The following is an 18,110-nucleotide window of genomic DNA, read 5'->3' as shown; positions in this document are numbered from 1 at the left end:
GCACAAGGCCGGGGTCTGTTTACCGCACTACAACCTTAAACCAGCGCAGCAATCGCCGCGTTGAAGGTTGCGCTTGGGCGCATGGCGTTGCTGATCAGCTCGGCGTCGGCGTGGTAGTAACCGCCGATGTCGACTGGCTTGCCCTGCACGGCGTTGAGCTCGGCAACGATGGTTGCTTCGTTCTCGGTCAGGGTTTTGGCCAGAGTCGCGAACTGCGCTTGCAGTGCAGCGTCTTCAGTCTGGGCAGCCAGGGCCTGAGCCCAGTACATCGCCAGGTAGAAGTGGCTGCCGCGGTTGTCGATGTTGCCGACTTTGCGCGATGGCGACTTGTTGTTGTCGAGGAACTGGCCGGTGGCCTGATCCAGAGTTTTCGACAGCACCAGTGCTTTCGGGTTGTTGTAGTTCACACCCAGATGCTCGAGGGAAGCGGCGAGGGCGAGGAACTCACCCAGCGAATCCCAGCGCAGGAAGTTTTCTTCAACCAGTTGCTGCACGTGCTTGGGTGCCGAACCGCCAGCGCCGGTTTCGAACAGACCACCGCCGTTCATCAGCGGCACGATCGACAGCATCTTGGCGCTGGTGCCCAGTTCCATGATCGGGAACAGGTCGGTCAGGTAGTCACGCAGTACGTTGCCGGTCACCGAAATGGTGTCCTTGCCTTCGCGGGTGCGCTGCAGGGTGTACTTCATGGCATCGACCGGCGCCATGATCTGGATGTCCAGACCGGCGGTGTCGTGATCCTTCAGGTAGGCCTGAACCTTCTCGATCACCACGCCGTCGTGAGCGCGCATCGGGTCGAGCCAGAAGATCGCTGGAGTTGCGCTTGCGCGCGCACGGTTGACGGCCAGTTTGACCCAGTCCTGGATCGGCGCGTCTTTGGTCTGGCACATGCGGAAGATGTCGCCGGCTTCAACGGCCTGCTCCATCAGCACGGTGCCTTTGCTGTCGGTGACGCGAACCACGCCGTCAGCCTTGATCTGGAAGGTCTTGTCGTGCGAGCCGTACTCTTCGGCTTTCTTCGCCATCAGACCGACGTTCGGCACGCTGCCCATGGTGGTCGGATCGAACGCGCCATTGGCTTTGCAGTCTTCGATCACAGCCTGGTAGATGGTTGCATAGCAACGATCCGGGATCACTGCCTTGGTGTCATGCAACTGACCGTCAGTGCCCCACATCTTGCCGGAGTCACGGATCATCGCTGGCATCGAGGCGTCGACGATAACGTCGCTCGGCACGTGCAGGTTGGTGATGCCCTTGTCGGAGTTGACCATCGCCAGCGCCGGACGCACAGCGTAGACAGCAGCCATGTCGGCTTCGATCTGCGCTTGCTGCTCGGCCGGCAGCGCTTTGATGCGCGCGTACAGGTCGCCGATGCCGTTGTTCAGGTTGAAGCCGATTTCGGCCAGCACGTCAGCATTCTTGCTCAGTGCGTCTTTGTAGTACTCGGCAACGATCTGGCCGAACATGATCGGGTCGGAGACCTTCATCATGGTCGCTTTCAGGTGTACCGAGAGCAGTACGCCCTGGGCCTTGGCGCTTTCGATTTCAGCAGCGATGAACGCACGCAGGGCGTTTTTGCTCATCACGGCGCAGTCGAGAATTTCGCCAGCCTGAACGGTGGTTTTTTCTTTCAGAACGGTCGCAGTACCGTCCTTGGCGATCAGTTCGATCTTCACAGCGTCAGCGGCGTCGATCAGGGCAGCTTTTTCGCTGCCGTAGAAATCGCCGGTGCTCATGTGAGCGACGTGGGACTTGGAGTCTTTGGCCCAGGCGCCCATTTTGTGCGGGTGCTTGCGCGCGTAGTTCTTCACCGACAGCGGAGCGCGGCGGTCGGAGTTGCCTTCACGCAGAACCGGGTTCACGGCGCTGCCCTTGACCTTGTCGTAACGCGCCTTGGCGTCTTTGTCGGCGTCGCTGGTCACGGTTTCCGGGTAGTCCGGCAGGTTGTAGCCCTGCGCCTGCAGCTCTTTGATCGCGGCTTGCAGTTGTGGCACCGAAGCGCTGATGTTCGGCAGCTTGATGATGTTGGCTTCAGGCGTAACGGCCAGTTCGCCCAGTTCGGCGAGGTGGTCGGCTACGGCTTTGTCGCCCAGTTGCTCGGGGAAGCTTGCCAGAATGCGCGCTGCAAGAGAGATATCGCGGGTTTCCACGGCGATATCGGCCGAGGCGGTGTAAGCCTCGATGATCGGCAGCAGGGAATAGGTGGCGAGGGCAGGAGCTTCGTCGGTGAAGGTATAGATGATCTTCGAGCGGGTGGGCATATTCGGATTAACTCTCTCTTCTTTGCTAAAGCGTGCGCAGAAACTCGAGGGGCGCCGGGTAAGCGCGTTCGTTCAAAGTCATCCATGAACCGAATGTCGAGATTCTTCGCGGTGATGTTGGGTGCATCAGTAGAGCGTCAAGCAGTCAGGCTGCGGTAACAACCCGACCAATCAGGCGGAAAGTCTCGTGCTAGAGAGGCCAGCCGTCGTGACCCTGTGGTCAGCGGGCGGCATTATACATAGGTAGCTGGCAATCTGCCGATGGTTCATATGCAACGATTCTCGTCCATTGGTCTAAAGGTCGCAGGGCAGCGGTGGGCAAAGACTCGTTACGAATGCTGGAGTTTGGCGCTTTTCCCTTTGCTTTCAGGCTTGTACGAAACGAGATGTGCGCGGCGGCGGAACATAGGGTTTGCGTGTTGATTCAACTGGGTTACGCTCGAAGCAAGCCAGGTGTTCAATCCAAACAATGGAGTTCAGCATGGGTTACAAGAAGATTCAGGTTCCAGCCGTCGGCGACAAAATCACCGTCAATGCAGACCATTCTCTCAATGTTCCTGATAACCCGGTCATCCCCTTCATCGAAGGTGACGGCATTGGTGTCGACATCAGTCCGGTGATGATCAAGGTTGTCGATGCTGCTGTTGAAAAGGCCTACGGCGGCAAGCGCAAGATTTCCTGGATGGAAGTCTACGCCGGGGAAAAAGCCACCCAGGTTTATGACCAGGACACCTGGCTGCCGCAGGAAACCCTCGACGCGGTCAAGGATTACGTCGTTTCCATCAAGGGCCCGCTGACCACGCCGGTCGGTGGCGGCATCCGCTCGCTGAACGTCGCCCTGCGCCAGCAACTCGACCTCTACGTCTGCCTGCGCCCGGTGCGCTGGTTCGAAGGCGTGCCTAGCCCGGTGAAAAAGCCCGGCGACGTCGACATGACCATCTTCCGTGAGAACTCCGAAGACATCTATGCAGGCATCGAGTGGAAAGCCGGTTCGCCGGAAGCCACCAAGGTGATCAAATTCCTTAAAGAAGAAATGGGCGTCACCAAGATCCGTTTCGACGAAAACTGCGGCATCGGCGTCAAGCCGGTTTCCCGCGAAGGCACCAAGCGTCTGGCGCGCAAGGCCCTGCAATATGTGGTCGATAACGATCGCGATTCGCTGACCATCGTGCACAAAGGCAACATCATGAAGTTCACCGAAGGTGCCTTCAAGGAATGGGCCTACGAGGTGGCGGCGGAAGAATTCGGCGCGACCCTGCTCGACGGCGGTCCGTGGATGCAGTTCAAGAACCCGAAAACCGGCAAGAACGTAGTGGTCAAGGATGCCATCGCCGACGCCATGCTCCAGCAGATCCTGCTGCGTCCGGCCGAATACGATGTGATCGCGACCCTTAACCTTAACGGCGACTACCTGTCCGACGCCCTGGCGGCAGAAGTGGGCGGCATCGGCATTGCGCCGGGCGCCAACCTGTCCGACACCGTGGCGATGTTCGAGGCGACCCACGGTACCGCGCCGAAATACGCCGGCAAGGATCAGGTCAACCCCGGTTCGCTGATTCTCTCGGCAGAAATGATGCTGCGCCATATGGGCTGGACCGAAGCGGCAGATCTGATCATCAAGGGCACCAACGGTGCGATTGGGGCGAAGACTGTGACGTATGATTTCGAACGCTTGATGGATGGGGCCAAGCTGGTTTCGTCTTCGGGCTTTGGGGATGCGTTGATTTCGCATATGTAAAACGCGGATACACAAAAACCGCCGATCTCGATCTGTGAGTTCGGCGGTTCTTTATAACCGAATGCCTTGAGTCGCGGGCTCAGCCCACTACACTGGTGCGCATGCTGGTTGCGGCGGCTGCAGCTGCGGCGGCGTCAACGGATGCCTTGTCCGTTATATCGTGGGCGTGCAATCCTTTTGGGCCCTGAACGATATTGAAATATACGGCTTGTCCGGCTTTCAAGGTTTTGTAGCCTTCCATTTCGATGGCTGAGTAATGCGCAAAGAAATCAATGTCCTTGCCATCCTCGTCGCGGCCTTGGTGGGCGTCGGTATTGATAAAGCCGAATCCCTTGGCATTGTTGAACCATTTCACCGTGCCGCTGAAATTGCCTTTGACTTTGGCCTTATCATTGGCCTTGTCGTCTATCTTGTCATTGACCTTGCCGCCTGACATACCCAAATCCCTCTGCACCAGTCTCCATCGCTGGAGTATCATCCCGTTCATCCGCAATCGAATTCGATAAAAGAATTGACTCCGCGGATCTTTTTTACCCACTGTGGGCTCTATTGGTTGTAACACCGTTTTCCCGATAGTCAAGGTGACCGGGCAGTCGGAGTTGAAAACGCAGGCAACCGCCCCCACCACTGTATTTGCACAACTGACGAACCTTTCTTTCCATGCATGCAATCAGCCAGATTCGACTAACATTCAATCAGGATCGCCCGCTTCTCCAAAAGGATCTTCCACAGGAGCACGACGACGATTCGGCAGGCGTTGCTGTTCAGGAAGCAAAGCCTGCATTACAGGCACCGCCGATGTACAAGGTGGTTTTGTTCAACGATGACTACACACCGATGGATTTCGTCGTCGAAGTGCTCGAGGTGTTTTTTAACCTGAATCGCGAGCTGGCGACCAAGGTCATGCTGGCCGTCCATACAGAAGGACGAGCAGTATGTGGAGTGTTTACCCGCGACATCGCCGAGACAAAGGCCATGCAGGTCAACCAGTACGCCAGGGAAAGCCAGCATCCGCTACTCTGTGAAATCGAGAAGGACGGTTAATCGCCGACCACTTGGGTATGAGGTGAAGCTATGTTAAACCGCGAGCTCGAAGTCACCCTCAATCTAGCCTTCAAGGAGGCTCGTTCGAAGCGTCATGAGTTCATGACCGTCGAACACCTCCTGTTGGCCCTATTGGACAATGAGGCTGCCGCCACCGTTTTGCGTGCCTGCGGCGCGAACCTCGACAAACTCAAGCACGACCTGCAGGAGTTCATCGACTCCACAACGCCATTGATCCCCGTCCATGACGAAGATCGCGAAACCCAGCCAACCCTGGGCTTCCAGCGTGTCCTGCAGCGTGCTGTTTTCCATGTACAGAGCTCCGGCAAACGCGAAGTGACTGGCGCCAACGTGCTGGTCGCCATCTTCAGTGAGCAAGAGAGTCAGGCCGTATTCCTGCTGAAACAGCAGAGCGTAGCGCGCATCGATGTCGTCAACTACATCGCCCACGGCATTTCCAAAGTGCCGGGGCATGGCGATCACTCTGAAGGTGAACAAGATATGCAGGACGACGAGGGCGGTGAGTCTTCTTCTTCAGGCAATCCTCTGGATGCTTATGCCAGCAACCTTAACGAACTCGCGCGCCAGGGTCGTATCGATCCGCTGGTCGGCCGCGAATCGGAAGTCGAGCGCGTCGCGCAGATTCTCGCGCGGCGGCGCAAAAACAATCCGCTGCTGGTCGGCGAAGCAGGCGTGGGTAAAACCGCGATTGCCGAAGGCCTGGCCAAGCGCATTGTCGACAATCAGGTGCCGGATCTGCTGGCCAACAGCGTCGTCTACTCGCTGGACCTTGGCGCTCTGCTGGCAGGCACCAAATACCGCGGTGATTTCGAGAAGCGCTTCAAGGCGCTGCTCAATGAGCTGAAAAAACGTCCGCAGGCAATCCTGTTCATCGACGAGATCCACACCATTATTGGTGCCGGTGCTGCGTCCGGTGGCGTTATGGATGCTTCGAATCTGCTCAAGCCGCTGCTGTCGTCTGGCGACATTCGCTGCATCGGTTCGACCACGTTCCAGGAGTTCCGCGGCATCTTCGAGAAGGACCGTGCCCTGGCGCGTCGCTTCCAGAAGGTCGATGTGGTCGAGCCGTCGGTGGAAGACACCATCGGTATCCTGCGTGGCCTGAAAGGGCGCTTCGAGCAGCATCACAACATCGAGTACAGCGATGAGTCGTTGCGTGCCGCTGCCGAGCTGGCTTCGCGCTACATCAATGACCGGCACATGCCGGACAAGGCCATCGATGTAATCGACGAGGCGGGCGCCTATCAACGTCTGCAACCGGTCGAGATGCGCGTCAAGCGTATCGAAGTGCCGCAGGTCGAAGACATCGTGGCGAAGATCGCGCGGATTCCACCGAAGCACGTCACCAGTTCCGACAAGGAATTGCTGCGTAATCTGGAGCGTGACCTGAAGCTGACGGTGTTTGGTCAGGACGCGGCGATCGATTCGCTGTCGACCGCAATCAAACTGTCCCGTGCCGGGCTCAAGTCGCCGGACAAGCCAGTCGGTTCGTTCCTGTTCGCAGGGCCGACCGGTGTGGGTAAAACCGAGGCCGCGCGGCAATTGGCCAAGGCGTTGGGGATTGAACTGGTGCGCTTCGACATGTCCGAGTACATGGAGCGTCACACCGTCTCGCGTCTGATCGGTGCGCCTCCAGGGTATGTCGGCTTTGATCAGGGTGGTCTGTTGACCGAAGCGATCACCAAGCAGCCGCATTGCGTATTGCTGCTCGATGAAATCGAGAAGGCGCACCCGGAAGTCTTCAACCTGCTCCTGCAGGTGATGGACCACGGTACGCTGACCGACAACAACGGGCGCAAGGCGGACTTTCGCAACGTGATCGTGATCATGACCACTAACGCCGGTGCCGAAACGGCGGCGCGCGCTTCGATCGGTTTCACCCATCAGGACCACTCGTCTGATGCGATGGAAGTGATCAAGAAGAGCTTCACGCCGGAATTCCGCAACCGTCTGGACACCATTATCCAGTTTGGTCGCCTCAGTCATGAGGTCATCAAGAGCGTGGTGGACAAGTTCCTTACCGAGCTTCAGGCGCAGCTGGAAGACAAGCGTGTGTTGCTTGAGGTGACCGATGCGGCGCGCAGTTGGCTGGCGGCCGGTGGTTATGACTCGGCAATGGGCGCGCGTCCAATGGCGCGTCTGATCCAGGACAAGATCAAGCGTCCGCTGGCGGAGGAGATTCTGTTTGGCGAGCTGGCCGAGCATGGCGGTGTGGTGCACATCGACATCAAGGATGGTGAGTTGACGTTTGACTTCGAGACTACGGCGGAGATGGCTTGACCGTTTTGTTGTGAAGCTGAGGCGCCTTCGGGCGCCTTTTTTGTTGTGCGTTGTTTGCTGGGGTTGGGTGAATATCCGTTGCTGCGGTAACGGCTGCTTATGGTTTCGCCCTTACGGCGACTCACTTTTTTTACAAACGCCTAAAAAAAGTAAGCAAAAAAAACGCTTGCTCCTACGTACGGCCCTCGCAAGCTCGGGTCCCTTCGCTGCGGGATCGATCCGGGCGCAGCGGCTACGGTTTGCTTCGCTGCACCTACTTCCGCTGTGTACGACTTCGTCGTACGGTCGCTGCGCTCCCACGCCTGGATCAATCCCTGCGCTCAGCCTTCCGACGTCGCCGGTGTATCAAAAGCAAAATCAAAAGCACTCGAGCTAACGCTCATTGTTGAGTGGTTAGAGGCGGGTGGTTGGCTTGGGGGTTGTGGTGTGGCTGCCCCTCACCCCAGCCCTCTCCCGAGGGAGAGGGAGCCGATTTGTGGGCCGTTCAAACTTGTGTTCGACTCGGTATTTCACGTCGGCGTATCTCTCGCATCCACCACCGTCAGTTCCCTCTCCCTCCGGGAGAGGGCTAGGGTGAGGGGCTTTTGACGTTGCCTTTGATCTTCAGGCTACTTCCACGCTGCCGCAGCATATGGATCTAAAAAAACCAAACCCCAGATACAAAAACGCCCGGCTAAAAGCCGGGCGTTTTGTATTGACTTGATTAGCGGGCGCGGTAGGTGATGCGCCCTTTGCTCAAGTCATAGGGCGTCAGTTCAACGCGCACTTTGTCACCGGTAAGAATACGAATGTAGTTCTTGCGCATCTTGCCGGAAATATGCGCGGTTACGACGTGCCCATTTTCCAACTCCACACGAAACATGGTGTTGGGCAGGGTGTCGACGACAGTGCCTTCCATTTCGAAGCTGTCTTCTTTCGACATGCAGTAAAGCCCTCGGTATCCAGTGAATGGCCCGGTGCAACTGCGCCAGGCAAAAGCGGCGTGCATTGTGCCCGAAAAATGGGGTTTACGCCAAGGGGTTTGAGCTTTTGCTTTAGTTGAGGATGACCCAGCGCTGGTTGATCAGCAGTTCAATAGGGCGATATTGGGTCTTGTAGTTCATCTTTTTGCAGTTCTTGATCCAGTACCCGAGGTAGACCGCCTCAAGCCCCAGGCGCTGGCTTTCGGCGATTTGCCAGAGGATCGCGAAACGTCCCAGGCTACGGCGTTCTTCGGCCGGTTCGTAAAAGGTGTAGACCGCCGACAGGCCGTTAGGCAGCAAATCGGTCACTGCTACCGCCAGCAACCGTCCGTCGAGTCGGAACTCGTAGAAGCGCGAGAAGGGCAGATCGCGGACCAGAAAGGTCGAAAACTGATCGCGGCTTGGCGGGTACATGTCGCCGTCGGCGTGGCGTTGTTCGATGTAGCGCTGGTACAGGTCGAAATATTCTTCGCTGAATTGCGGCTTGGCCGGGCGTATCTGCAAATCGGCGTTGCGTTTGAAAATGCGTTTTTGCTGGCGATTGGGCAGGAACTGCGCAACCGGAATGCGCGCAGGCACGCACGCATTGCAATTCTGGCAATGCGGGCGGTACAGATGATCGCCGCTGCGACGAAAGCCCATTTCCGACAGGTCTGCGTAGACATGCACATCCATTGGCTGGCTCGGATCGAGAAACAGGGTCGTAGCCTGCTCCTCGGGCAGATAACTGCAAGAGTGGGGCTGAGTGGCATAAAACTTCAGGCGCGCCAACTCGGTCATGAATCAACCCTCGGAATAAGCTGGTGGATTAAGTGTAAGCCACCTGCGCAAAAGTCGCTCAGCAAACCCAGCTTGCCTGATTGGGTTGATCCAGATGCCGTGCCAGATAGTCGGCAAATTGCTCGCGGGGAATCGCTCGCGCACCGAGGCTGTGCAGATGGTCGGTCGGCATTTGGCAATCGATCAGTACGAAACCAGCCTCTTTCAGATGGCGCACCAGTGTGGCGAAGCCATATTTCGAGGCGTTGTCGGCGCGGCTGAACATCGATTCGCCGAAGAACAGTTGGCCCATCGCCAGGCCGTACAGGCCGCCGACCAGTTCGCCCTGATCGCGCACTTCCACCGAATGGGCGAAGCCGCGACGATGCAGCTCGATGTACGCGTCTTGCATGGCCTCGGTGATCCAGGTGCCTTCGGCGTAATCCCTGGGCGCGGCGCAGGCGCGAATCACGGCTTCGAAATCCTGATCGAAGGTCACCTGGTAGCGTTCCTTGCGCAGCAGTTTGCCGAGGCTGCGCGAGACGTGCAGTTCGTCGGGAAACAGTACGGTGCGCGGGTCCGGCGACCACCAGAGAATCGGTTGGCCTTCGGAAAACCACGGAAAGCAGCCATGGCGATAAGCCTGAATCAGACGATCGGCAGACAAGTCACCGCCGGCGGCGAGCAATCCGTTGGGCTCGCGCATGGCCTTTTCCAGTGGCGGAAAAGTCAGGGTATTGCGTTGTAACCAAGTCAGCATGGCATCCAGGCTTGCAGAAGGGGAGGGCGGGGGGGCGCGCAGGCCACCGCGAAAGAGTTTGCCGCGAAACGGCGCTGATGTCCTGCACAGATGTTCGACGTAGTCAGTATTGAGCTGCAACTTGGTGTGTCGGCCGCGGTCGTAAGCGACACCGTGGCAGTGCGCGGCAAGCGTCGCCGCCGGGCAGATATCGGCTGCTTCGCTACGTTCATCAAATGGCCGTCATAAGCCTTTGTCACAAAAGGTAAATGCATGCTCAAATTGCGCCGCAGCTTCTGTGCGCTTGGCTATGCTCAATCACGGGGCTTGAAGCATGGCATCGAACGCACAAACCCGTACAATGGCGGGTTATCGGACAATGTCGGTCATGTGCTGTGTTTATAAAAAGCGCGGCGTAATGTTAAAAGTAGTTCCGTTTGCGCTCGTTTGATTTTTTACCTGCCTGGATTGGGCAGTTTTTTATCGTCATTCAATAGATGGACGCGCCTCGTGCGCAGGAAAAGAAGCGTTTTGAAGAAATCCACCGAAGCACCCAAAACAGTCGTTCCGCTCTGGCGCCAACAATTGCACTACCGGCTCAAGGAAGGTGCATTGATCGCCATCGGTGCCTTGTGCCTGTTCCTGATGATGGCTTTGCTGACCTACGGCAAGGACGATCCGGGCTGGAGCCACAACAGCAAGATCGATGACGTGCAGAATTTCGGCGGGCCAGCGGGCTCCTACAGCGCCGACATCCTGTTCATGGTGCTCGGTTACTTCGCCTACATCTTCCCGTTGCTGCTGGCGATCAAGGCGTATCAGATCTTCCGTCAGCGCCACGAGCCGTGGCAGTGGAGCGGCTGGCTGTTCTCCTGGCGCCTGATCGGGCTGGTGTTTCTGGTGCTGTCCGGCGCGGCGCTGGCGCATCTGCATTTTCATGCCGCGTCCGGCCTGCCGGCGGGCGCCGGTGGTGCACTGGGCGAAAGCCTGGGCAACCTGGCGAAGAATGCGCTGAACATTCAGGGCAGCACGTTGCTGTTCATCGCGCTGTTCCTGTTCGGACTGACGGTGTTTACTGATCTGTCGTGGTTCAAGGTGATGGACATCACCGGCAAGATCACGCTTGATCTGTTCGAGCTGTTTCAGGGTGCGCTCAATCGCTGGTGGGCGGCACGCACCGAACGCAAGCAACTGGTCGCGCAACTGCGAGAGGTCGATGACCGTGTGCATGATGTGGTCGCGCCAACGGTCACTGACAAGCGCGAGCAGGCCAAGGTCAAAGAGCGCCTGATCGAACGCGAGCAAGCCCTGAGCAAGCATATGTCCGATCGCGAGAAGCAGGTGCCGCCAGTGATCGCCCCGGCGCCGGCCAAAGCGCCCGAGCCAAGCAAGCGCGTGCAGAAAGAAAAGCAGGTGCCGTTGTTCGTCGACAGCGCCGTGGAAGGCACGTTGCCGCCGATCTCGATCCTCGATCCTGCGGAAAAGAAGCAACTCAACTATTCGCCGGAATCGCTGGCTGCGGTCGGGCATCTGCTGGAAATCAAACTCAAGGAGTTCGGTGTTGAAGTGGCGGTGGATTCGATCCATCCCGGCCCGGTGATTACCCGTTACGAAATCCAGCCTGCGGCAGGCGTCAAGGTCAGCCGTATCGCCAACCTGGCCAAGGACCTTGCGCGTTCGCTGGCAGTGACCAGCGTGCGGGTGGTTGAAGTGATTCCAGGCAAGACCACGGTCGGTATCGAGATTCCCAACGAAGACCGGCAGATCGTGCGTTTCTCCGAAGTGCTGTCGACGCCTGAATACGACAACTTCAAATCGCCGGTCACCCTGGCCCTCGGCCACGATATCGGCGGCAAACCGGTCATCACCGACCTGGCGAAGATGCCGCACCTGCTCGTCGCCGGTACCACCGGTTCCGGTAAGTCCGTCGGTGTGAACGCAATGATCCTGTCGATCCTGTTCAAGTCCGGCCCGGAAGACGCCAAGCTGATCATGATCGACCCGAAGATGCTCGAACTGTCGATCTACGAAGGCATCCCGCATCTGCTGTGCCCGGTTGTGACCGACATGAAAGACGCCGCCAACGCTCTGCGCTGGAGCGTTGCCGAAATGGAACGGCGCTACAAGCTGATGGCGAAGATGGGCGTGCGTAACCTGTCCGGCTTCAATGCCAAGGTCAAGGAAGCGCAGGATGCTGGCGAGCCGTTGAGCGATCCGCTGTACAAGCGCGAAAGCATTCACGACGAAGCGCCGCTGCTGCAGAAACTGCCGACCATCGTTGTGGTGGTCGATGAATTCGCCGATATGATGATGATCGTCGGCAAGAAAGTTGAAGAGCTGATCGCTCGTATCGCACAGAAGGCCCGTGCCGCGGGTATTCACTTGATCCTCGCGACCCAGCGTCCGTCGGTTGACGTGATCACCGGCCTGATCAAGGCCAACATTCCGACCCGCATGGCGTTCCAGGTGTCGAGCAAGATCGACTCGCGGACCATCATCGACCAGGGCGGCGCCGAACAATTGCTAGGCCACGGTGACATGCTGTACATGCCGCCGGGCACCAGTCTGCCGATCCGGGTTCACGGTGCGTTCGTGTCCGACGATGAAGTTCATCGTGTGGTCGAGGCGTGGAAACTGCGCGGCGCACCGGAATACAACGACGACATTCTCAACGGTGTCGAAGAGGCCGGCAGCGGTTTTGAAGGTAGCAGCGGTGGCGGCGACGGCGATGATCCGGAAGCCGATGCGTTGTATGACGAAGCCGTGCAGTTTGTCCTCGAAAGCCGTCGTGCTTCGATTTCCGCGGTACAGCGCAAGCTGAAGATCGGCTACAACCGCGCTGCCCGAATGATCGAAGCCATGGAAATGGCCGGCGTCGTCACCTCGATGAACACCAACGGTTCCCGCGAGGTTCTCGCCCCGGGCCCGGTGCGCGACTGATTCGAAACGCCTTTTTGCACAAAGGATGGCGCAATGACGCGCCGTCCTCTCCCAACGAGTATTCAAGAGGACTCCCATGCGTCTTATCCGCATGCTGTTGCCAGTACTGGCGCTGACCACCTTCACGGCCCACGCCGATGACAAGGATGTGGCGCGTCTGACCCAATTGCTGGAAACATCCAAGACCCTGAGCGCGAACTTCTCGCAGCTGACCCTCGACGGCAGCGGCACCCAATTGCAGGAAACCACTGGCAACATGACCCTGCAGCGTCCGGGCCTGTTCTACTGGCACACCAATGCTCCGGCCGAGCAGACCATGGTCTCCGACGGCAAGAAGGTCACCCTGTGGGACCCGGATCTGGAGCAGGCCACGATCAAGAAACTCGACGAGCGCCTGACCCAGACCCCAGCGCTGCTGCTGTCCGGTGACGTGTCCAAAATCAGCCAGAGCTTTGACATCAGCGCGAAAGAGGCGGGCGGCGTGATCGACTTCACCCTCAAGCCGAAAACCAAAGATACCCTGTTCGACAACCTGCGCCTGTCGTTCCGCAACGGTCTGCTCAACGACATGCAACTGATCGACAGTGTCGGCCAGCGCACCAATATCCTGTTTACCGGGGTCAAGGCCAACGAAGCGGTGCCGGCCTCGAAATTCAAGTTCGACATTCCCAAGGGTGCCGACGTTATCCAGGAGTAACCGAACTCAAATGTGGGAGCGAGCTTGCTCGCGAATGCGGGTGAACATTCAACATCAATGCGTCTGACCCACCGCTTTCGCGAGCAAGCTCGCTCCCACAAGGGTTACTCCCGCCAGTGAGGTTTCATAGGTAGTGATGGATCTGTTTCGCAGTGCACCGATTGCCCAGCCGCTGGCCGCGCGTTTGCGTGCGACCAATCTGGACGAGTACGTCGGTCAGGAACACGTGCTCGCGCGTGGCAAGCCGCTGCGTGAAGCGCTGGAGCAGGGTGCCCTGCATTCGATGATCTTCTGGGGGCCGCCAGGCGTGGGCAAAACCACCCTGGCGCGATTGCTTGCGGAAGTCTCCGATGCGCACTTCGAAACGGTCTCGGCGGTGCTCGCCGGGGTCAAGGAAATCCGTCAGGCCGTCGAAATCGCCAAGCAGCAGGCCGGCCAGTACGGCAAGCGCACGATTCTGTTCGTCGATGAAGTCCACCGTTTCAACAAATCCCAGCAGGACGCCTTCCTGCCTTACGTCGAAGACGGCACGCTGATTTTCATCGGCGCGACCACGGAAAACCCCTCGTTCGAACTCAACAACGCTTTGTTGTCACGCGCCCGCGTCTATGTGCTGAAAAGCCTCGACGAATCGGCGCTGCGCAAACTGGTGGGTCGGGCATTGACCGAAGAACGCGGCCTGGGCAAGCGCAACCTGACCCTCAGTGATGAAGGTTTCCAGATGCTGTTGTCCGCCGCCGATGGCGATGGCCGGCGCCTGCTCAATCTGCTGGAAAACGCCTCGGACCTGGCCGAAGACAACAGCGAGATCGGCACCGATCTGTTGCAAAGCCTGCTCGGCGATACCCGTCGCCGGTTCGACAAGGGCGGCGAAGCGTTCTACGACCAGATCTCCGCGCTGCACAAGTCAGTGCGCGGTTCCAATCCTGACGGCGCCCTGTACTGGTTCGCGCGGATGATCGACGGCGGTTGTGATCCGCTGTACCTGGCCCGCCGCGTGGTGCGCATGGCCAGCGAAGACATCGGCAACGCCGACCCGCGTGCACTGAGCCTGTGCCTGGCGGCGTGGGAAGTGCAGGAGCGTCTCGGCAGTCCGGAGGGCGAGCTGGCTGTGGCTCAGGCGATCACTTATCTGGCTTGCGCACCGAAAAGCAACGCGGTGTACATGGGCTTCAAAACCGCGTTGCGCGCCGCAGCCGAAAACGGCTCGCTGGAAGTGCCACTGCACCTGCGCAATGCGCCGACCAAACTGATGAAGCAATTGGGCTATGGCGACGAATACCGCTATGCCCACGATGAACCGGATGCCTACGCGGCCGGCGAAGACTATTTCCCCGAAGAACTCGAACCGATTCCGTTCTATCAGCCAGTGCCGCGTGGCCTGGAATTGAAGATCGGCGAGAAGCTCAATCATCTCGCTCAACTCGATCGTCTGAGCCCAAGACAGCGGAGAAAATAGTGGTCCCATTGATTGTTGCGGTCTCGGTCGGCGGTGTTGCCGGCACCCTGTTGCGCTTCGCCACCGGCAATTGGGTCAGCGCCAATTGGCCGCGGCACTTCTATACCGCGACGCTGGCCGTTAATATCGTGGGCTGTCTGTTGATTGGCGTGTTGTACGGCCTGTTTTTGATACGCCCGGAGGTGCCGATCGAGGTGCGTGCCGGGTTGATGGTCGGCTTCCTCGGAGGGCTGACGACTTTTTCATCCTTTTCACTGGATACGGTGCGCCTGCTGGAAAGCGGGCAGGTGCCGCTGGCCCTGGGCTATGCGGCACTCAGCGTATTCGGCGGGCTGCTCGCGACGTGGGCCGGCCTGTCCCTGACCAAACTTTGATAACGAGAAACCGACATGCTCGATTCCAAACTGTTACGTAGCAACCTTCAGGACGTAGCGGACCGCCTGGCTTCCCGTGGCTTTGCCCTGGACACCGCGCGCATCGAAGCGCTGGAAGAACAGCGCAAGACCGTCCAGACCCGCACCGAAGCACTGCAGGCTGAACGTAACGCGCGCTCCAAATCCATCGGTCAGGCCAAGCAGCGCGGCGAAGACATCGCACCGCTGATGGCGGATGTCGAGCGTATGGCGGGCGAGTTGAGCGCCGGTAAAGTCGAGCTGGACGCGATCCAGACCGAACTGGACTCGATCCTGCTGGGCATTCCCAACCTGCCGCACGAATCCGTGCCGGTCGGCAAGGACGAAGACGACAACGTCGAAGTGCGCCGCTGGGGTACGCCGACGCAGTTTGATTTCGAAGTCAAAGACCACGTTGCCCTGGGCGAGAAGTTCGGCTGGCTGGATTTCGAAACCGCGGCGAAGTTGTCCGGCGCCCGGTTCGCCCTGTTGCGCGGCCCGATCGCCCGTCTGCACCGCGCACTGGCGCAGTTCATGATCAACCTGCACGTCAACGAGCACGGCTACGAAGAGGCCTACACGCCTTATCTGGTTCAGGCGCCGGCGCTGCAAGGCACCGGTCAGTTGCCGAAGTTCGAGGAAGACCTGTTCAAGATCGCTCGCGAAGGCGAAGCCGATCTATATCTGATCCCGACCGCCGAAGTGTCGCTGACCAACATCGTTGCTGGCGAAATCGTCGACTCGAAGCTGCTGCCGATCAAATTCGTTGCCCATACTCCGTGCTTCCGTAGCGAAGCTGGCGCGTCGGGTCGCGACACGCGCGGCATGATCCGTCAGCACCAGTTCGACAAAGTCGAAATGGTCCAGATCGTTGAGCCGTCGCAGTCGATGGAAGCGCTGGAAGGCCTGACCGCCAACGCCGAAAAAGTCCTGCAACTGCTTGGTCTGCCATACCGCACCCTGGCCCTGTGTACCGGCGACATGGGCTTCAGTGCGGTCAAGACGTACGATCTGGAAGTGTGGATCCCGAGCCAGGACAAATACCGCGAAATTTCCTCGTGCTCCAACTGCGGTGATTTCCAGGCCCGCCGCATGCAGGCGCGCTTCCGCAACCCGGAAACCGGCAAGCCGGAACTGGTGCACACCTTGAACGGGTCCGGTCTGGCTGTCGGTCGTACGCTGGTGGCGGTGCTGGAAAACTACCAGCAGGCTGACGGTTCGATCCGCGTGCCGGACGTACTCAAGCCGTACATGGGTGGCCTTGAGGTCATCGGCTAAATGAAATATCTGCCGCTGTTTCACAACCTGCGCGGCAGTCGTGTGTTGGTGGTCGGTGGAGGGGAAATTGCCTTGCGCAAATCCCGCCTGCTGGCCGATGCCGGTGCGCTGCTGCGGGTGGTCGCACCTGAAATTGAACCGCAACTGGCCGAACTCGTGGCTGCCTGTGGCGGCGAATGTGTGCTGCGTGGCTATGTTGAGACCGATCTCGACGGCTGCGGGCTGATCATTGCCGCCACCGACGACGAGACGCTTAATGCGCAAGTCTCGACGGATGCGCACCGACGTTGCGTTCCGGTCAACGTGGTCGACGCGCCGGCCCTGTGCAGTGTGATCTTCCCGGCGATTGTCGATCGCTCGCCGTTGATCATCGCCGTGTCCAGCGGCGGCGACGCGCCGGTGCTGGCGCGCTTGATTCGCGCCAGGATTGAAACCTGGATTCCATCGACCTATGGCCATCTGGCCGGACTCGCTGCGCGGTTTCGCAATCAGGTGAAAAACCTGTTTCCGGATGTGCAGCAGCGTCGCGGTTTCTGGGAAGACGTGTTTCAGGGGCCGATTGCCGAACGGCAACTGGCCGGGCAGGGCGCCGAAGCCGAGCGCCTGCTGCAAGCCAAGATCGACGGCGAAGCGATGGTTACCACGGGTGAGGTCTATCTGGTGGGTGCGGGTCCGGGCGATCCGGACTTGCTGACTTTCAAGGCCTTGCGTCTGATGCAGCAGGCCGATGTGGTGCTTTACGACCGCCTCGTTGCACCGGCAATGCTCGAACTGTGCCGTCGCGATGCCGAGCGGGTGTACGTCGGCAAGCGCCGTTCCGAGCATGCGGTGCCGCAGGAGCAGATCAATCAGCAACTGGTCGATCTGGCCAAGGCCGGCAAGCGTGTCGTCCGGCTGAAGGGCGGCGATCCGTTCATTTTCGGTCGCGGCGGTGAAGAGATCGAAGAACTCGCAGCCCACGGCATTCCTTTCCAGGTAGTACCGGGAATTACCGCCGCCAGCGGTTGCGCGGCGTATGCCGGGATACCGTTGACCCATCGCGATCACGCGCAGTCGGTACGCTTTGTTACCGGCCACTTGAAGGACGGTTCCACCGACCTGCCTTGGTCGGATCTGGTCGCGCCGGCACAGACGCTGGTGTTCTACATGGGCCTGGTGGGGCTGCCGATCATCTGCGAGCAGTTGATCAAGCATGGTCGCGCGGCGGATACCCCGGCGGCATTGATCCAGCAGGGCACCACGGTCAATCAGCGGGTCTTTACCGGTACGCTGGCCGACTTGCCGCGACTGGTGGCGGAGCATGAAGTGCATGCGCCGACACTGGTGATCGTCGGTGAAGTGGTGCAATTGCGCGAGAAACTCGCGTGGTTTGAAGGGGCTCAGGCGCAGGTCTAGAAATACCGAGTTGCCCCATTCGCGAGCAGGCTCGCTTGTATGGTAGGACTTGAAGGGAGGAGGAGGGACAAGGCTCGATTCTGACTGTTAGCGCAGTGCAGACCGTGGGAGATTTTCACCCTCCTCCTTTCACCCAAGCGCCGAT

14 protein-coding genes are annotated in these 18,110 nt (G+C 59.0%); 9 read left to right on the top strand and 5 right to left on the bottom strand.

What is annotated here, in order from left to right; translation table 11 throughout:
• Positions 1 to 35 precede the first annotated feature (35 nt).
• Positions 36 to 2,261, bottom strand: coding sequence for an NADP-dependent isocitrate dehydrogenase (locus V6F91_RS26655; RefSeq protein ID WP_332769761.1), 2,226 nt, complete (start codon positions 2,259 to 2,261; stop codon positions 36 to 38).
• A 481-nt stretch (positions 2,262 to 2,742) separates the two neighbouring features.
• Between V6F91_RS26655 and icd the strand changes: the two genes are divergently transcribed.
• Positions 2,743 to 3,999, top strand: a complete 1,257-nt coding sequence (icd, locus tag V6F91_RS26650) for an NADP-dependent isocitrate dehydrogenase (RefSeq protein WP_090284351.1) — start codon at positions 2,743 to 2,745, stop codon at positions 3,997 to 3,999.
• A 79-nt stretch (positions 4,000 to 4,078) separates the two neighbouring features.
• Here icd and V6F91_RS26645 read toward each other — a convergent pair whose 3' ends face one another.
• Positions 4,079 to 4,435, bottom strand: a complete 357-nt coding sequence (locus tag V6F91_RS26645) for a cold shock domain-containing protein (RefSeq protein WP_332769758.1) — start codon at positions 4,433 to 4,435, stop codon at positions 4,079 to 4,081.
• 224 nt (positions 4,436 to 4,659) lie between these two features.
• Between V6F91_RS26645 and clpS the strand changes: the two genes are divergently transcribed.
• Together clpS and clpA are read left to right on the top strand one after the other, a co-directional pair.
• The gene (gene clpS / locus V6F91_RS26640; RefSeq protein WP_011334948.1) at positions 4,660 to 5,043 is read left to right on the top strand and encodes an ATP-dependent Clp protease adapter ClpS; all 384 of its coding nucleotides are present in this window, start codon (positions 4,660 to 4,662) and stop codon (positions 5,041 to 5,043) included.
• Positions 5,044 to 5,073: 30 nt separating this feature from the next.
• Complete coding sequence (clpA, locus tag V6F91_RS26635; protein ID WP_007964841.1) at positions 5,074 to 7,344, top strand: ATP-dependent Clp protease ATP-binding subunit ClpA; 2,271 nt, start codon at positions 5,074 to 5,076, stop codon at positions 7,342 to 7,344.
• 703 nt (positions 7,345 to 8,047) lie between these two features.
• Here the strand turns inward: clpA and infA are convergent.
• From infA to aat, 3 genes are all read right to left on the bottom strand, one after another.
• Entirely contained in the window at positions 8,048 to 8,266 is a 219-nt protein-coding gene (gene infA / locus V6F91_RS26630) for a translation initiation factor IF-1 (protein ID WP_002553999.1), read from the bottom strand.
• Between the two features lie 112 nt (positions 8,267 to 8,378).
• Positions 8,379 to 9,086 (bottom strand): arginyltransferase, encoded by a 708-nt coding sequence (locus V6F91_RS26625; protein WP_332769754.1) that lies wholly within the window; start codon positions 9,084 to 9,086, stop codon positions 8,379 to 8,381.
• 58 nt (positions 9,087 to 9,144) lie between these two features.
• A complete protein-coding gene (aat, locus tag V6F91_RS26620) occupies positions 9,145 to 9,825 on the bottom strand; it encodes a leucyl/phenylalanyl-tRNA--protein transferase (RefSeq protein ID WP_332769752.1) in 681 nt (226 codons plus the stop codon).
• 489 nt (positions 9,826 to 10,314) lie between these two features.
• On the opposite strand from aat, the gene V6F91_RS26615 reads away from it, so the two are divergent.
• The 6 genes from V6F91_RS26615 (at position 10,315) to cysG (ending at position 17,965) form a co-directional block, all read left to right on the top strand.
• Positions 10,315 to 12,744, top strand: a complete 2,430-nt coding sequence (locus V6F91_RS26615) for a DNA translocase FtsK (RefSeq protein ID WP_167359897.1) — start codon at positions 10,315 to 10,317, stop codon at positions 12,742 to 12,744.
• 76 nt (positions 12,745 to 12,820) lie between these two features.
• Positions 12,821 to 13,441: an outer membrane lipoprotein chaperone LolA gene (gene lolA, locus V6F91_RS26610; RefSeq protein ID WP_332769750.1), complete on the top strand. Its 621-nt coding sequence runs from the start codon at positions 12,821 to 12,823 to the stop codon at positions 13,439 to 13,441.
• A gap of 136 nt (positions 13,442 to 13,577) precedes the next feature.
• A complete protein-coding gene (locus V6F91_RS26605) occupies positions 13,578 to 14,900 on the top strand; it encodes a replication-associated recombination protein A (RefSeq protein WP_332769748.1) in 1,323 nt (440 codons plus the stop codon).
• On the top strand, positions 14,900 to 15,274 hold the full coding sequence (gene crcB, locus V6F91_RS26600; protein ID WP_332769746.1) for a fluoride efflux transporter CrcB: 375 nt from the start codon (positions 14,900 to 14,902) through the stop codon (positions 15,272 to 15,274). The genes V6F91_RS26605 and crcB overlap by 1 nt, the downstream gene beginning before the upstream one ends.
• Before the next feature lie 15 nt (positions 15,275 to 15,289).
• Positions 15,290 to 16,570: a serine--tRNA ligase gene (gene serS / locus V6F91_RS26595; RefSeq protein WP_125927824.1), complete on the top strand. Its 1,281-nt coding sequence runs from the start codon at positions 15,290 to 15,292 to the stop codon at positions 16,568 to 16,570.
• A complete protein-coding gene (cysG, locus tag V6F91_RS26590; RefSeq protein WP_332769742.1) occupies positions 16,571 to 17,965 on the top strand; it encodes a siroheme synthase CysG in 1,395 nt (464 codons plus the stop codon). It abuts the gene before it with no gap.
• Positions 17,966 to 18,110: the final 145 nt, after the last annotated feature.

Source organism: Pseudomonas koreensis (assembly GCF_036668835.1).
In the GTDB taxonomy this organism is placed as follows: Bacteria; Pseudomonadota; Gammaproteobacteria; order Pseudomonadales; family Pseudomonadaceae; genus Aquipseudomonas; species Aquipseudomonas koreensis_I.
This window is presented reverse-complemented; position numbering and strand designations above follow the sequence as displayed.

Excerpts from the sequence above, each read along its gene's own strand:
- V6F91_RS26655 (WP_332769761.1), bottom strand. The coding sequence starts at position 2,261 with ATGCCCACCCGCTCGAAGATCATCTATACCTTCACCGACGAAGCTCCT.
- icd (WP_090284351.1), top strand. The coding sequence starts at position 2,743 with ATGGGTTACAAGAAGATTCAGGTTCCAGCCGTCGGCGACAAAATCACC.
- V6F91_RS26645 (WP_332769758.1), bottom strand. The coding sequence starts at position 4,435 with ATGTCAGGCGGCAAGGTCAATGACAAGATAGACGACAAGGCCAATGAT.
- clpS (WP_011334948.1), top strand. The coding sequence starts at position 4,660 with ATGCATGCAATCAGCCAGATTCGACTAACATTCAATCAGGATCGCCCG.
- clpA (WP_007964841.1), top strand. The coding sequence starts at position 5,074 with ATGTTAAACCGCGAGCTCGAAGTCACCCTCAATCTAGCCTTCAAGGAG.
- infA (WP_002553999.1), bottom strand. The coding sequence starts at position 8,266 with ATGTCGAAAGAAGACAGCTTCGAAATGGAAGGCACTGTCGTCGACACC.
- V6F91_RS26625 (WP_332769754.1), bottom strand. The coding sequence starts at position 9,086 with ATGACCGAGTTGGCGCGCCTGAAGTTTTATGCCACTCAGCCCCACTCT.
- aat (WP_332769752.1), bottom strand. The coding sequence starts at position 9,825 with ATGCTGACTTGGTTACAACGCAATACCCTGACTTTTCCGCCACTGGAA.
- lolA (WP_332769750.1), top strand. The coding sequence starts at position 12,821 with ATGCGTCTTATCCGCATGCTGTTGCCAGTACTGGCGCTGACCACCTTC.
- V6F91_RS26605 (WP_332769748.1), top strand. The coding sequence starts at position 13,578 with ATGGATCTGTTTCGCAGTGCACCGATTGCCCAGCCGCTGGCCGCGCGT.
- serS (WP_125927824.1), top strand. The coding sequence starts at position 15,290 with ATGCTCGATTCCAAACTGTTACGTAGCAACCTTCAGGACGTAGCGGAC.
- cysG (WP_332769742.1), top strand. The coding sequence starts at position 16,571 with ATGAAATATCTGCCGCTGTTTCACAACCTGCGCGGCAGTCGTGTGTTG.